Source organism: Kaistella sp. (genome assembly GCF_041824135.1).
Lineage (GTDB): Bacteria > Bacteroidota > Bacteroidia > Flavobacteriales > Weeksellaceae > Kaistella.
This window is the reverse complement of the sequence record NZ_JBGZYM010000081.1, coordinates 1-13,233: the sequence shown is the minus strand read 5'-3', so window position 1 is coordinate 13,233 and position 13,233 is coordinate 1. Positions and strand designations below refer to the sequence as shown.

At 35.3% G+C, this 13,233-nt stretch carries 15 protein-coding genes; 7 read left to right on the top strand and 8 right to left on the bottom strand.

Annotation, left to right across the window (positions count from 1 at the left end; all coding sequences use genetic code 11):
* Positions 1-214: uroporphyrinogen decarboxylase family protein (locus ACEYOS_RS09705; RefSeq protein WP_373797566.1), on the top strand; the 214-nt coding region annotated here is incomplete at its 5' end.
* Between the two features lie 46 nt (positions 215-260).
* Here the strand turns inward: ACEYOS_RS09705 and ACEYOS_RS09700 are convergent.
* The 3 genes from ACEYOS_RS09700 to ACEYOS_RS09690 form a co-directional block, all read right to left on the bottom strand.
* The gene (locus tag ACEYOS_RS09700; protein ID WP_373709715.1) at positions 261-923 is read right to left on the bottom strand and encodes a GNAT family N-acetyltransferase; all 663 of its coding nucleotides are present in this window, start codon (positions 921-923) and stop codon (positions 261-263) included.
* Between the two features lie 41 nt (positions 924-964).
* The gene (locus tag ACEYOS_RS09695; protein WP_373709716.1) at positions 965-1,102 is read right to left on the bottom strand and encodes a hypothetical protein; all 138 of its coding nucleotides are present in this window, start codon (positions 1,100-1,102) and stop codon (positions 965-967) included.
* A 314-nt stretch (positions 1,103-1,416) separates the two neighbouring features.
* A complete protein-coding gene (locus ACEYOS_RS09690; RefSeq protein WP_373709717.1) occupies positions 1,417-2,820 on the bottom strand; it encodes a T9SS type A sorting domain-containing protein in 1,404 nt (467 codons plus the stop codon).
* Between the two features lie 855 nt (positions 2,821-3,675).
* Here ACEYOS_RS09690 and ACEYOS_RS09685 point away from each other — a divergent pair.
* From ACEYOS_RS09685 to ACEYOS_RS09665, 5 genes are all read left to right on the top strand, one after another.
* On the top strand, positions 3,676-4,107 hold the full coding sequence (locus tag ACEYOS_RS09685; protein WP_373709718.1) for an META domain-containing protein: 432 nt from the start codon (positions 3,676-3,678) through the stop codon (positions 4,105-4,107).
* A 103-nt stretch (positions 4,108-4,210) separates the two neighbouring features.
* Positions 4,211-5,452 (top strand): GTPase HflX, encoded by a 1,242-nt coding sequence (gene hflX, locus ACEYOS_RS09680; RefSeq protein WP_373709719.1) that lies wholly within the window; start codon positions 4,211-4,213, stop codon positions 5,450-5,452.
* A 91-nt stretch (positions 5,453-5,543) separates the two neighbouring features.
* Positions 5,544-6,464, top strand: a complete 921-nt coding sequence (locus tag ACEYOS_RS09675; protein WP_373709720.1) for a glutaminase — start codon at positions 5,544-5,546, stop codon at positions 6,462-6,464.
* A gap of 1 nt (position 6,465) precedes the next feature.
* The gene (locus ACEYOS_RS09670) at positions 6,466-7,176 is read left to right on the top strand and encodes a DNA alkylation repair protein (protein ID WP_373709721.1); all 711 of its coding nucleotides are present in this window, start codon (positions 6,466-6,468) and stop codon (positions 7,174-7,176) included.
* A 120-nt stretch (positions 7,177-7,296) separates the two neighbouring features.
* Positions 7,297-8,373 (top strand): calcium:proton antiporter, encoded by a 1,077-nt coding sequence (locus ACEYOS_RS09665; RefSeq protein ID WP_373709722.1) that lies wholly within the window; start codon positions 7,297-7,299, stop codon positions 8,371-8,373.
* Between the two features lie 3 nt (positions 8,374-8,376).
* Here the strand turns inward: ACEYOS_RS09665 and ACEYOS_RS09660 are convergent, their stop codons facing one another.
* Positions 8,377-8,760, bottom strand: a complete 384-nt coding sequence (locus tag ACEYOS_RS09660) for a group III truncated hemoglobin (RefSeq protein ID WP_373709723.1) — start codon at positions 8,758-8,760, stop codon at positions 8,377-8,379.
* A 216-nt stretch (positions 8,761-8,976) separates the two neighbouring features.
* Between ACEYOS_RS09660 and ACEYOS_RS09655 the strand changes: the two genes are divergently transcribed.
* Complete coding sequence (locus tag ACEYOS_RS09655) at positions 8,977-9,468, top strand: YkgJ family cysteine cluster protein (RefSeq protein ID WP_373709724.1); 492 nt, start codon at positions 8,977-8,979, stop codon at positions 9,466-9,468.
* 149 nt (positions 9,469-9,617) lie between these two features.
* Here the strand turns inward: ACEYOS_RS09655 and ACEYOS_RS09650 are convergent, their stop codons facing one another.
* The 4 genes from ACEYOS_RS09650 to ACEYOS_RS09635 form a co-directional block, all read right to left on the bottom strand.
* Complete coding sequence (locus tag ACEYOS_RS09650; RefSeq protein ID WP_373709725.1) at positions 9,618-10,403, bottom strand: GLPGLI family protein; 786 nt, start codon at positions 10,401-10,403, stop codon at positions 9,618-9,620.
* A gap of 178 nt (positions 10,404-10,581) precedes the next feature.
* Positions 10,582-11,298 (bottom strand): SDR family NAD(P)-dependent oxidoreductase, encoded by a 717-nt coding sequence (locus ACEYOS_RS09645; protein ID WP_373709726.1) that lies wholly within the window; start codon positions 11,296-11,298, stop codon positions 10,582-10,584.
* A 191-nt stretch (positions 11,299-11,489) separates the two neighbouring features.
* Positions 11,490-12,323: a carboxypeptidase-like regulatory domain-containing protein gene (locus tag ACEYOS_RS09640; protein WP_373709727.1), complete on the bottom strand. Its 834-nt coding sequence runs from the start codon at positions 12,321-12,323 to the stop codon at positions 11,490-11,492.
* Between the two features lie 162 nt (positions 12,324-12,485).
* Positions 12,486-13,052, bottom strand: coding sequence for a hypothetical protein (locus ACEYOS_RS09635; protein ID WP_373709728.1), 567 nt, complete (start codon positions 13,050-13,052; stop codon positions 12,486-12,488).
* Positions 13,053-13,233: the final 181 nt, after the last annotated feature.

The following is a 13,233-nucleotide window of genomic DNA, read 5'->3' as shown; positions in this document are numbered from 1 at the left end:
GCTAACGAATCACACCATGACTTTGCAAGGGAATTTTGATCCTAACAGATTGAACTCTTCACCCGCAACCATCACGAAAATGGTAGGCGAAATGATTAATCGTTTTGGGAAAGACCGGTACATTGCCAATCTAGGACACGGTATTTTACCCAATATTCCGTTGGAAAATGCAGAGGCATTTATTAGAGCGGTGGTTGACTGGAAACCAAACTAAAGTTTATTAGTATATATAATAAGGACACCTTCAAAAAAGGTGTCCTTTATTTTTGAAGAAGATTAGCAATATTTTCAATTTCGTAATATAATAATTCATCGTCGTCATCAGGAAGCTTAATTGTTTTTAAATAGTTCAAGCCCAGTTTTTCAATAAGCTTTTGTGAAGCCACATTTTCTTTCGAAGTGATTGCCGAAATCTTTTTTAAACCCAATTCAGAAAAGGCGGTTTCCATTAATTTTTTAGCGGATTCAAAACCGTAACCTTTTCCTTCAAATTCTGGTAAGAAAGAAAAACCAATGTCATGAACTTCTAAACCTTCTCGTTCAAAAATTCCTACGCTACCGATTTTCTTTTCGTCAGCTTTTAATTTGATGAGAAAATTGCCATATCCCAGTCTTTCGAATTGAGGTAGAAATTTATTGATAATATAATTCTCAGCATCGTCAATTGATTTAATATTTCGGTCACCAATAAATTTGATGAAGTTCGGTGAATTGTATAGCTCCAAAATAAATGGTGCTTCATTAATAGTCATTGGTTCCAGAAGAAGTCTTTCGGTTTCCAGTCTTTTTATTTTTTCCATTAAATTCTTTTTTCGAGCTAAGATTATTTCGATTATTTTTACTTTTCTGTTTTCACGGGTTTCTGGTTTTTTCGCTTCCAGGATCCAGCGGATATATTCTTTGTCAAGTGTATAACTCATCACATCAAATAATTCTTTTGCCTTTAAATTTTCATTGAAAACAATTAGAACATCTTCCCGAATATTACGATTCTTTCCTCTTTATCTTTCCAAAGTTTTATCGAAATTTCATCACCGAAATATTTCCCGGGCTTTTTCCGAATATCTTGCGTTAATCCAATCATGTGGAAATCGTTTTTCATTTTGGCTAAACTTCCGCTATATTCTTTTTTTTATCAAAGATCGCTTTTATTTTCACTTGTTCTTTTTTCCGAAAAGTTCTTCAACCGAAAATGGAAATTGAAGGAAAGCGGTATTTATTTCGACGTGTTGCAAAATAATTCCGTTAAATGAAATGTGATCATTGTTCTTTTTATTTTTCTGAATTCAAGTTTGATTAAAAATAATGGAATAAAAAATGGCTCAGAATATATTTCTGAACCATTTAAATTTATTAAAAATAGGAATAAAACTTTCCTTGATTAAAAAACGACCATTGATTTTAATTTTTTCATGGTTATTGCTTTTTGATCACTTTAAATGATTGAGTTTTTCCATCTTTCATATGAAGATTTACGATATAAACTCCTTCTTTAAGTTGAGAAAGATTAAGATTTGCAGAAGAAGCTAGAGTTTTAACTTGTCTTCCAGACATATCGTGAATAGTCACACTTTTTACATTCTGAGCATCAGAAATATTCAGCACCTCGGTGAATGGATTAGGATATACTGAGATATTGTCTTTCGTGGTGTTTGCTACAGCTAAGGCTGGTTTCACTACAGAATATTTACCAATCAAAGTAGCTGATCCAAGCATTCCTACGCTGTCTGCAACGAAATAAACCTCTCCTCCTGCAGCAGGAGCAGTTAGCATCGCGTCATAGACCGCTGTACTAACAGTCCATGTAACGGTGCCGGTGAATGCCTGTTGTCCGGTCGTAAAAGTTGTCGATGCTGTTGCTGAATAACCATAAATGTTCAGTCCTGGATCATTACCCGCATTACGGTACATTTTCGGAATATTGTTAGTTGGGACCGATGCGGCAGTGAAAGTTGGCGTACCTGAATAACCTGGATTAACTGGCACTCCCACAGTGCCCGCATTTAACAAAAGGTCTTTTAAGTAGAAACCGTCGAAGGTTCCACCGCTTACCGTTCCTGAAGACAATCCCGTGGTTGCAGTAAAGGTAACGCGGTCTTGTACTGACAAATCAACCACCAATAAGTTATCTGGTCCTGATGTTGGTTTCAGTACTGAATATTTACCAATCAAAGTAGCTGATCCAAGCATTCCTACGCTGTCTGCAACGAAATAAACCTCTCCTCCTGCAGCAGGAGCAGTTAGCATCGCATCATAGACCGCTGTACTAACAGTCCATGTAACGGTGCCGGTGAATGCTTGTTGTCCCGTCGTAAAAGTTGTCGATGCTGTTGCTGAATAACCATAAATGTTCAGTCCTGGATCATTCCCCGCATTACGGTACATTTTCGGAATATTGTTTGTTGGAACCGATGCGGCAGTGAAAGTTGGGGTACCTGAATAACCTGGATTAACTGGTACTCCCACAGTGCCCGCATTTAACAAAAGGTCTTTTAAGTAGAAACCGTCGAAGGTTCCACCGCTTACCGTCCCAGAAGATAATCCTGTGGTTGCAGTAAAGGTAACTCTGTCTTGTACAGTTAAATCAACCACAATTAAGTTTTCTTCTGCTGCTGATTCCGGAGCGACTGTAAAAGAAATTTTCTCACCGAGTGAAGCATCTCCAGCTTCAATGGCGGCTTTCGCCTTTTCGGCAATTTCTAATTTTTCGTAAGGATTGGAATTTTTGATAACGAATTGATCGCTCATTTTTCCGAGAGATGAGCCAGATGCAAGGATGGATCCTAGCATTATTGCTGTAATAGATAGTAATTTTTTCATGATAGTGTTTTTTTTAATGGTTTTAAATGTTTTACATAAATTATTTTTTTTAAGACTAAAGTTTCATGGTTGCTGAATGCACTAACATTCATTGGTGTAAACTCCGGAGTCGGTCATTGGTTTCAGGACGATTCCTGCTAAATCAGCAGAAGCTTTGTTATCTTCTACTTATAAATTTAAGTTCTGGAAGTTTTGCTAGAATTATATTCGAACCAACCACCACCTCATATTTGGGTGATATTTATCTTGGATTCGTGATTCCCGGTAATCCTCTAATGGAAGAATCGTTACCGTCTGAAATTTCATTCCTACAGAATATTGTTTTCATTGTAATGGTTTTTTAGTTTGTGACTAAGTTACAAAAATATTCTAATCGATGAAAATAGCGGATCGACGAACGATATTTTAAATCGACGAACGACATTGTTTTTCTTATTTTTGATGAAAACACAAAAGCAACCATGAATAATTTGAACTGTGCAATAAAAATTTTCGAGTTAGAAACGGTCGATTTTAGGGTAAACCTTTAAAATATAATTGTTTGAGCAAACGATGAGAAAGCATTTGTTTTTTCGAAATAGAAACCAAAGGCAGTCTTTTCGAATCAAGCCTTGGGGACGATGTGATTTATAGTAAAGAAAGATACGAACAAACCAAGTAAAACTCCACGAAATCATGGGTCTGGAAGCTCTGAAAGATTATACTTTAAAAAATTAGAGATTTGTGCAACGCAATTCAAGCAGGAATTGAAGTGATAACCAATAAAGAAATTGGCGAACTAAACTTATTCTTTCTCTGCCAAAAGATAAGTACTGGATGGCATAGAAATAGTAATGTAAAAGGAAATTTTTAAAAATGAAAAAAATAGCAGCTGGCTTCATCGCCATTTTCGGACTTTTATTATTGGCAAACTGCACGACTCAAACCAACGTTCCTCAAAATATAAAAAGAGATTGGATGTTAGTCGAATTTCAGGATTTTACAAAAGATTCAATGATGAGTAATAAAGCACATCTTGATTTGAGTAATGAAAAAGAACCGGCAAGATTTGCTGCAAATATGGGTTGTAATAATATGTTTGGGTCCGCAACTTTTAACACCAACGGGACAGCTAAATTTTCAGCTATTGGAAGTACCATGATGATGTGCGATAAAGCAATGGACTTAGAGTCTGCTTTCTCAAAAGAACTTCCGTCCATGACCAATTATAAAGTGGAAGGACATTATCTCACGTTGACCAATGCGAGCGGAAAAAAAATGAGATTTGTAGCCGCTGACTGGGATTAAAAAAAAATAAGAGTATTAATAAAAATCTCAGTTAATTTTATCTGAGATTTTTTAATGGTGAAAATCAAAGTATTATCTTTGTACAAATGCCGAAAGGAAATTTATGCTAGACAAAAAAGAACATTTATACGAAAAAGCCGTTTTAGTAGGCTTAGTTACGCAAAATCAAAGTGAAGAAAAGCTGGTCGAATATATGGACGAGCTCGAGTTTTTGGCTTTGACAGCAGGAGCAACCATAGACAAAAGATTCATTCAGAAATTGACGCAACAGGATCCCAAAACTTTTATTGGGAGCGGAAAAGCACAGGAAATAAGGGATTATGTAAAGTCAAACGGAATAGGAACCGTGATTTTCGATGACGAACTTTCGCCTTCGCAGCTGAAGAATCTTGGAAAAGAAATGGAAGACGTCAAAATCCTGGACCGAACCAACTTAATTCTTGATATTTTTGCCCAGAGAGCCCAAACGTCTTACGCAAGAACGCAGGTAGAACTCGCTCAATATCAATACTTACTCCCAAGATTGAGTAAGATGTGGTCTCACCTTGATAAGCAAAAAGGGGGAATCGGAATGCGTGGTCCAGGAGAAACAGAAATTGAAACTGATAGAAGGATCATTCGCGATAGAATTACCTTGTTAAAGGAGAAATTGAAAACCATAGATAAACAGATGGCAACGCAAAGACAAAACCGTGGTAAAATGGTTCGTGTCGCGTTGGTCGGTTATACCAATGTGGGAAAATCTACTTTGATGAATGCCATTTCTAAATCGGATGTTTTTGCAGAAGATAAATTATTTGCGACTTTAGATACGACCGTTAGAAAAGTAGTCATAGGAAATTTACCCTTCTTATTGACTGATACCGTTGGATTTATTAGAAAACTTCCGACGCAACTGGTCGAGAGTTTTAAATCAACTTTAGATGAAGTTCGGGAAGCAGATCTATTAATTCACGTGGTTGATATCTCACACGAAAGTTTTGAAGATCAGGTCAATTCGGTGAATCAAACTTTAATGGAAATTAATGCGCATCAAAAACCGATGATCATGGTTTTCAATAAAATTGATGCATTCGCTTACGAGAAAAAAGAAGAAGACGATTTAACTCCAGAATCCAGAAAAAATATTTCCCTGGAAGAATGGATGAAAACGTGGATGTCGAAATCCCAATATCCTACCGTCTTTATCTCAGCTTTAAACAAAGAGAATTTCCCTGAAATGAAGAAGATGATTTATGATGAGGTTTTGAAAATTCATACCGCGAGATTTCCGTACAACGATTTCTTGTTTGAATATCATGATGAAGAAGTGGAAGAACCAGAATCAGAAAAATCAGAAGATTAAAATATAAGGCGAAATCGCACTTTAGAAAATGCTTGATTAATTTTAAGCATTTTTTTTAACTCTAAATTAAAAACCATCAAATCGCTGTCGAATGAAATTAGATTATCAAAATATTATTTCAAAGATTTATGCTGACCTTATTGGCAAAGAAAATCTTGGCAAAGTTCCCGACTACATTCCGGAACTTGCCTGTATTGATGAAAATAAATTTGGCGTGAATCTCACCGATTTAGAACACAATAGTTTTGGAGCTGGGGATTTTAAGCAGAAATTTTCCATACAAAGTATTTCAAAAGTTTTCGCTTTGTCTTTTGTTTATGAAAAGTTAGAAGAGAAACTTTGGGAAAGAGTAGATGTCGAACCTTCCGGAAATGCCTTTAATTCCTTGGTTCAGTTAGAAGCTGATAATGGAATTCCAAGAAATCCTTTTATCAATGCTGGTGCTTTAGTGATTTGCGATGTTTTGCTGGAGATTTGTGAGAATCCGAAAGACGAATTGCTTACTTTTATTCGCAATCTTACAGAGGAAGATGATGTTTTCTTTAATGAAAAAGTAGCTGCCAGCGAAATGCAGAATAGCTTCCGAAATGCAGGAATGTGTAATTACATGAAATCTTTTGGAAACATTAAAAATAAACCCGAGGCGGTGATTGAATTGTATTGTCATCTTTGTTCTATAGAAATGACTTGTAAACAATTGAGCAAAAGCTTTTTGTACTTGGCAAATGAGGGCAAAGAACCTTCAACAAAAAAACAAATTTTATCATCCAGCAAAGTCAAGAGGATCAATGCCATATTACTCACCTGTGGGTTTTACGATGAATCAGGAGAGTTTTCCTTCCTTGTAGGATTGCCAGGAAAAAGTGGAGTTGGTGGTGGAATTATCGCGATCTATCCTCAACATTATTGCATCGCAGTCTGGAGTCCAAAACTGAATCTGAAAGGAAATTCCTACCGAGGCATGAAATTCCTGGAAGAATTTACAACCCAAACTGGCGAAAGTATTTTTTAAAATGGTGAACGAAATTAAATCCGCGCTTCAAGATCTTTCAAGTTCAGATAAGAAAGAATTTCTACCTCAATTTTTCAAAGCAGGAAAAGGAGAATATGCAGAAGGTGACCAATTTATTGGTGTTACCGTTCCCAATCAAAGAATCGTTGCCAAAGAATTTGGACCCCGGATTTCTTTAATTCGATTAGAAGAATTATTGTCTTCACCCATTCACGAACATCGTCATTGTGCACTATTTATTCTGGTTTCGAAATTTGAAAAATCAAAAGATGCGACTGAGAAAAAAGAAATTGTAGAATTTTATTTAAAAAATAAGAAGCACGTCAACAATTGGGACTTGGTCGACACCTCGTGTTATAAAATTTTGGGACGTTACTGTTTTGAAAATCAAGATGATTCAATTTTGGAAGAACTGTCGGAAGAAGAAAACCTGTGGAGTAAAAGAATTGCGGTAGTTTCAACAATGTTTCACGTGAAAAAAGGATCTTTTGAGCTGCTTAAGAAATTAGCAATCAGGAATTTAAATCACGAACACGATTTAATACACAAGGCAAATGGCTGGCTTTTGAGAGAAATGGGTAAGAAAGATGAACGAGAACTTTTAAACTTTCTTGATCTTCATTACCAAAAAATGCCAAGAACAAGTCTCCGATATGCAATTGAAAGACTGGATGAAAAACTTCGTCAGGATTATTTGAAAGGAAGAATTTAACGTAAAAATATTTTTTGTGAAAGCTTGGAATCTTGTATGTTCAGTGTTACGATTACATTAATTTTTTTTTCAGCTATTTTATTTTAATAGTTTTTATTTTATATTACCACAAATCGAAATATGAAATATAAAAAATTGATTCACTGGACGATAATAATACCAATTTTATCTGCAGCTTTTTATCTCTTAGGTTTTTTAAATAATACCGCATTTGCCAATATTGCAGGCGCAATTCTTTTATTTGGTAGCGTACTAGCAGCCGTTCATCACGCGGAAGTTATCGCACATAAAGTCGGCGAACCTTACGGCACCATCATCTTAGCCATTTGCATCACCATTTTAGAAGTTGGGCTGATCGTGTCTTTCATGCTTTCGGGAAGTGAAGGCTCACAAACGTACGCTAGAGATACGGTTTTTGCTGCAGTGATGATCATTCTAAACGGGATTCTCGGCGTTTGTATTTGGGTCGGAAGTAGAAAATACAAAGAGCAGTTTTTTATCACGAAGTCGGCAACTACTTATTTGGTAAGTCTTGTTGCGATCTTAGTTTTAACTTTAATATTGCCTAATTACACTTCGAGCGCACGCGGACCTTATTACTCAGAAGCGCAATTGGTTTTTGTTTCACTTGCGTGTCTTACCATTTACGGTAGTTTTCTGATGTTTCAAACCGTTCGCCATCGTCATTATTTCGTCATAGAAAATGAAGGTGAGGTTTTACGTGAAGCCGCTCCACCCTCCATTGCAGCAACATTAGGAAGTTTAGTGTTGCTGGTCATCTGTCTCGCAACCGTTATCGGTATGGCAAAAGGACTCTCACCGGTAATTGAAGATTTTGTGGAAAATATTGGCGCACCACGAGCTTTGGTTGGGGTAATTATTGCAGGAGTAGTGTTATTGCCGGAAGGATTTGCGGCCATTCGCGCTGCGAGAAATAATCATATTCAATCCTCGATTAACTTAGGATTAGGATCTGCCTTGGCAAGTGTTGGTTTAACGATCCCTGCCGTTTCAGCAGTTTGCATTTACTACGATATCCCTTTTGTATTGGGTCTCGATATGAAATCCATTATTTTATTGGCGCTTTCGGTCTTTATTGTAATGATGTCTTTAAGCAGCGGAAAAACCAATCACTTATACGGTACCGTACTTTTAGTGAATTTGGCAGCCTATATTTTTACCGTAATTGTACCTTAAAAATCAACGGGTTTTACGGGCAACTTCCATTTTATGACCCATTAAGTTGGCGATATTGGTCGCTTTGTAAATTGCTAAGTCGGCCATTTCACCCGCGAAGTTTTCTTCAATCGTGGCAGTCCACAATTTCACCCAATGTTGAAAATGAAATTTCTCCATCGGAACTTCAGCATTGATCGGGAAATGTATGGCCATCGGATTTCCTTTGTAAGAAATTTGGCCAAACAAAAGCGTCTCCCAAAAAGAATACATTTTTGGTAAATGATGATCCCAGTCAACCTTTGCCACGTCGTTAAAGAAGAATCCTATCGTCTCATCTTTTTGCACTTTATCGTAGAAACGGTTTACTAGATCTTCAATATCCTGTCGGGTCTCCAAATTTTTCATAGGTCAAAATTAGGCAAAATATTCAGGTCTGACTTATGACTGCAATCATTGTTTTTTATTTGGGCGGACAATTCGCGCTATCCGTTCCTACTCCTCAGTCGCCGGCTCCACTTCGTTCCGCCGGCTCCTTGCGGGGTAACCACTTCTATCGCGGCCGCAGGCATTGCATCTTTACAAAGTTTCCATTTAAAAAAGAAATTCACCTACTTTTGCAATATGAATTTAGAATTCTATAAAAGCCAGGCTCTTTTAAAACAGAAAGAACACAAAAAATTTCTGGAGAGTTTAAAGAAGAAACCACCCAAAAACCTGGACTATACCGTGCAGGAAACTCATGATCAGGTTTTCGAAAAAATTGATTGTCTGCAATGTGCGAACTGTTGTAAAACGACCGGCCCACTTTTTACGCCTAAAGATACAGAGCGTATTGCCAAGCATTTAAAAATGAAAGTGGCAGATTTCGAATATAAATTTCTCCGGACTGATGAAGACCACGATCAAGTTTTACAAGATTTACCGTGTTGGTTTTTAAACGAAGACAATTCATGTTCTATTTATGAGATCCGGCCCAAAGCCTGCCGAGAATTCCCACACACCGACCGAAAAAAAATCTATCAGATCAATCATCTCACCATCCAAAATACAGTCGTATGTCCGGCTGCATTTGAATTTGTAGAGCGTCTTCAGAAAAGTCTGGAAAAGAAATAATGTTTAGAAATCTGGGCGGAGGTTTTGGGTAACTTCCGGGAGTTTTTACAGGCGGGATAAAAAATACGAAAACTATCGACTTTCTAAAAACTTAATTAACCGCGAAAATCTTCGATGAAAACTTCATACGCGCTTGTAGAAATATCGTGTTATCTGGAGTTGTATTTTACAGCGTCACTAATTTCAATAGGATTATTATTTTTTCTAATATATTCTTGTCTTGCCTTAGCGAGCAAATCAAAATTTGGAGGAGGTTCTTTATTTCCATTTTCGTCTATAGAATATAAAATTCCTTTTTCTTTAAGTTTCCGAAATGGATTATCATAATAATTTAAATATAAGTTTTTCAAAGTTTTTATTTCTATTTGTAGCGCTTTTGGAAAGTAAATATTATCATAATTCACTTGTTTTATTTCTTTTAGTAAAAAATGATATTCGTTCTTAGAATCATACATTTCTATTATGAGTCCAGGTAAAACCTCAAAAATGTAAGGTCCTGTAGAAATAGGGTAATCAGACGAAAACCAAGCGCTCCATTTTCTACCTTTATAATTTAGAGAAGCAAATTGACATTGCGTAGTATCTATTTTTTTCAATTGATCTGAGATAATCCATTCAAATTTTGGCAAAGTTTCAACAGTTGAAAATATTTCAGCTTCAATTGAAAAATATTTAGTGATCGTGCTTCTTTCGCGCACTGTTGTAAAATCATCATTGAAAAAGATTTCATGGTCTTTACTTCCATCGAGATTTGCGGGATCAATAAATACTTTTTTCTGTGGCGTAACATATAAAACCATTGTTTTGGTTTCAGGGTTATTCTCAATTGTATCGGTGATATATTTAATATCATATTGAATTTTAATATTTTGTGAATACAAAATATTACCAATAAAAATAAAAAGAAGAATATATATTTTAGTAGACATTTTCATCTTAACAACATATTTTACAATTACAGAAAACGTTTTGCAGCTACAAGAAGTTGGCGATTTCGAAGGTCAAAACTTGTCTGCCACCACTGAACTTGATACGGAGCACAAAACTTCATTTAGGTACTGAACCGCCAATTTCTTGTAGGTGCTGTTAGCGGTTCGTTGTTTTTCTTCAGTTTTACATTTTGTCATAAGTTTGTCTCGGTATTCGTTTTAAAATTGTCCCAATAAATTTCCAGCGTTTGGTTATGTAAACAATTTTCTTTTTTCTTTTTATTGCATCAAAAATTTGGTTCGTTGCCTTATCTACTGATGCAACCCAAAATTGTCCTTCACCTTTTGCCATTGCAGTATCCACAAATCCTGGTCGAATATCTGTTACAAAAATTTGGGTTTTTAGTTTGGTCGCTTTTTGTCGAAGTCCTTCTAAATAATTTATTTGATATGCTTTGGTTGCATTGTATGCAGGTGCTATTCTACTTCCACGAAGTCCGCCAACTGAGCTGATTGCAACTAAATGTCCTGCTTTTTGATTTTCAAAATAATTGAACGCCCAATTCGCAACGCAAGTAAAACCTGCTACATTCGTTTGAATTGTCCGTTTCTCAATTTCATAGTCAAGTTTTTCGTTTAGGTCGCCTGTTCCCGAACTTATTATTAGTAAGTCAAGTCCTCCAAGTTCCTTTGTCAAATCTTCTAAATTTTCAACTATTTTATTGGTGTCTGTTATGTCAAAAGTTTTAGGGTAAAATAGGTTTGGCTTTTGAGATTTCAATTCGTTAAGTAAATCTGTTCGTCTACCCGTAATTCCAACAACATAGTTTTCCTCTGCCAGTTTTTGGGCAAGTCCTTTTCCAATTCCTGATGTCGCACCGATAATTATTACTTTTTTCATTTTAAACTGTCTATCGCTTTTTTTTGTGTCGTTTTCGTGTCTTTCTGCAATGACCGCTAACGGTTGGGTATTTCTGCAGGCGGGCTACAAATACGAAAACTTTCTACTTGCAAGAAACTTAATTAATCGCTAAAATCTTCGATTGAAAACTTCATACCCACTTGTAGAAATAACTTGTTATCTGTCGTTTTTTATCTTTCAATTTGAACGTCCACATTTATAGATGGTTCTCCAGTCGAGAATTTTTTCCATTCGCCATAATAATTTCTGAAATATGTGTCCTTAGAAAAGGCAAAAACGTTTCCGGAAAAATAGAGTTTGCCTTTTAAATTTTCTTCCACTCGAACTAAAACAAAGAAATCTTCATCTGTCCAAATGCTTTTGTCAGCAACGTCTAGAGAAACTTTATTATTTATAATATCTTTTTTATTGACGGTTAATTTTAATGCTTCATTTGTTAATGATTTTGAATCATCTGGAAAACCATTTTTAGAACCTTGTACGTCAAAAATTAACACTGCGGGACCGTCAACCTCAAAGTGTGCAATGTTAATATTTATCGTTTTTATTTTCAGATGTTTTTTGTTCTTAATTTGAATTGCGTACTCGCGAAAAAGTCTGGTTTTATTGTTAGAATCGTAACCGCAATATGCTCCTTTTGATTTTGTTTTCGTACCAAAATTCTTACTTGTATATTTTTTTGGATTTATTGCAATAGGCTCAACTTCTATCACTTTTTCCGTCAACATAATTTCATGGTTAGAATTTATAAAGGCCGAAATTTTAGTTGTGAAAAGTAGAAACCCACTTACATAAATTTTTAATTTAGTATTTTTATCAGTGTTGCTGAAATCAATTTGGAAATTTCCATTCTCGCCAGATACAACACCGGTTTCTGTATCTTCAATTCCAATTCTTGCACCGACGACCGGATTTTTATGACTGTCAGTTACTTTTCCGACAACTATTTGACAATATCCGAATGTGAAAAATAGAAAAGTGAAAAATATAATTATTTTTTTCATCTGTAAAGAGATTTTTTAAAATGTCAGATAACGGTTGGGTATTTATGCAAGACGGGATAGTAATACGAAAAATTTATACTTGCTAAAAACTTAATTAATCGCTAAAATCTTCGATGAAAACTTCATACCCGCTTGTAGAAATACTTTGTTATACGGCGGAGTTTAGTGTAGTAATGGGATTATTTTATTTTCAATCATTTTTTTTGCGTTTTTCCAATCTTTATCATAATCTTTCCAATTTGAAACAAATAAAATCGTCCCTGATTTATCAACTACTATAAATTTACCATAATCATCAATTAATTCAAACCTCGCCGGAGTAATTTGTGTCACAAATTTATTATTTCTTTTACCAGTTTTTGTTCCATAAACTTCATTTTTCAGTACACCATATTTTATGTTTTTTGAATATGATTTGATAAAGTTAATTGCATTTACAACTCTTTTGTCAGTTTCTGATTCGACAAGAATTACGAATAAATTTACTTTCCCTGTTTTTTCTAAATCAACTGCATCGGGAAAATGCAATCTGCAAGGTTCACACCATGAAGCCAAAGTATAAAAAATCGTAAATGGCGTATCTGCATTTTTCGCAATACATAATAGATCATCTATGTCAATTTTTTCAGAATCAATTTTTTCAGAATTTGAGATATTACATAATTCGGAATATTGCGCTGGAATGTTAATTGAAAAAGTTAATAGGAATAATAAGTGAAGTAATTTCATTTCTATTCTTTTTTGCGAAGTTTTGTTTTACACTGTCGTATAACGTTTACGTATTGGCGATGGTGCGGCTGTAACGTGGAAACTTTCTTATTATAAATTACTCTTCGGAACATCTAAAATGCTTAAACTTACGATTCCTCCGCACTATTGCCAATACGATGTTAGCTGTAGTTTCTTTATT

Excerpts from the sequence above, each read along its gene's own strand:
- ACEYOS_RS09665 (WP_373709722.1), top strand. The coding sequence starts at position 7,297 with ATGAAATATAAAAAATTGATTCACTGGACGATAATAATACCAATTTTA.
- ACEYOS_RS09650 (WP_373709725.1), bottom strand. The coding sequence starts at position 10,403 with ATGAAAATGTCTACTAAAATATATATTCTTCTTTTTATTTTTATTGGT.
- ACEYOS_RS09670 (WP_373709721.1), top strand. The coding sequence starts at position 6,466 with ATGGTGAACGAAATTAAATCCGCGCTTCAAGATCTTTCAAGTTCAGAT.
- ACEYOS_RS09635 (WP_373709728.1), bottom strand. The coding sequence starts at position 13,052 with ATGAAATTACTTCACTTATTATTCCTATTAACTTTTTCAATTAACATT.
- ACEYOS_RS09660 (WP_373709723.1), bottom strand. The coding sequence starts at position 8,760 with ATGAAAAATTTGGAGACCCGACAGGATATTGAAGATCTAGTAAACCGT.
- ACEYOS_RS09675 (WP_373709720.1), top strand. The coding sequence starts at position 5,544 with ATGAAATTAGATTATCAAAATATTATTTCAAAGATTTATGCTGACCTT.
- ACEYOS_RS09690 (WP_373709717.1), bottom strand. The coding sequence starts at position 2,820 with ATGAAAAAATTACTATCTATTACAGCAATAATGCTAGGATCCATCCTT.
- ACEYOS_RS09645 (WP_373709726.1), bottom strand. The coding sequence starts at position 11,298 with ATGAAAAAAGTAATAATTATCGGTGCGACATCAGGAATTGGAAAAGGA.
- hflX (WP_373709719.1), top strand. The coding sequence starts at position 4,211 with ATGCTAGACAAAAAAGAACATTTATACGAAAAAGCCGTTTTAGTAGGC.
- ACEYOS_RS09640 (WP_373709727.1), bottom strand. The coding sequence starts at position 12,323 with ATGAAAAAAATAATTATATTTTTCACTTTTCTATTTTTCACATTCGGA.
- ACEYOS_RS09695 (WP_373709716.1), bottom strand. The coding sequence starts at position 1,102 with ATGAAAAACGATTTCCACATGATTGGATTAACGCAAGATATTCGGAAA.
- ACEYOS_RS09655 (WP_373709724.1), top strand. The coding sequence starts at position 8,977 with ATGAATTTAGAATTCTATAAAAGCCAGGCTCTTTTAAAACAGAAAGAA.
- ACEYOS_RS09685 (WP_373709718.1), top strand. The coding sequence starts at position 3,676 with ATGAAAAAAATAGCAGCTGGCTTCATCGCCATTTTCGGACTTTTATTA.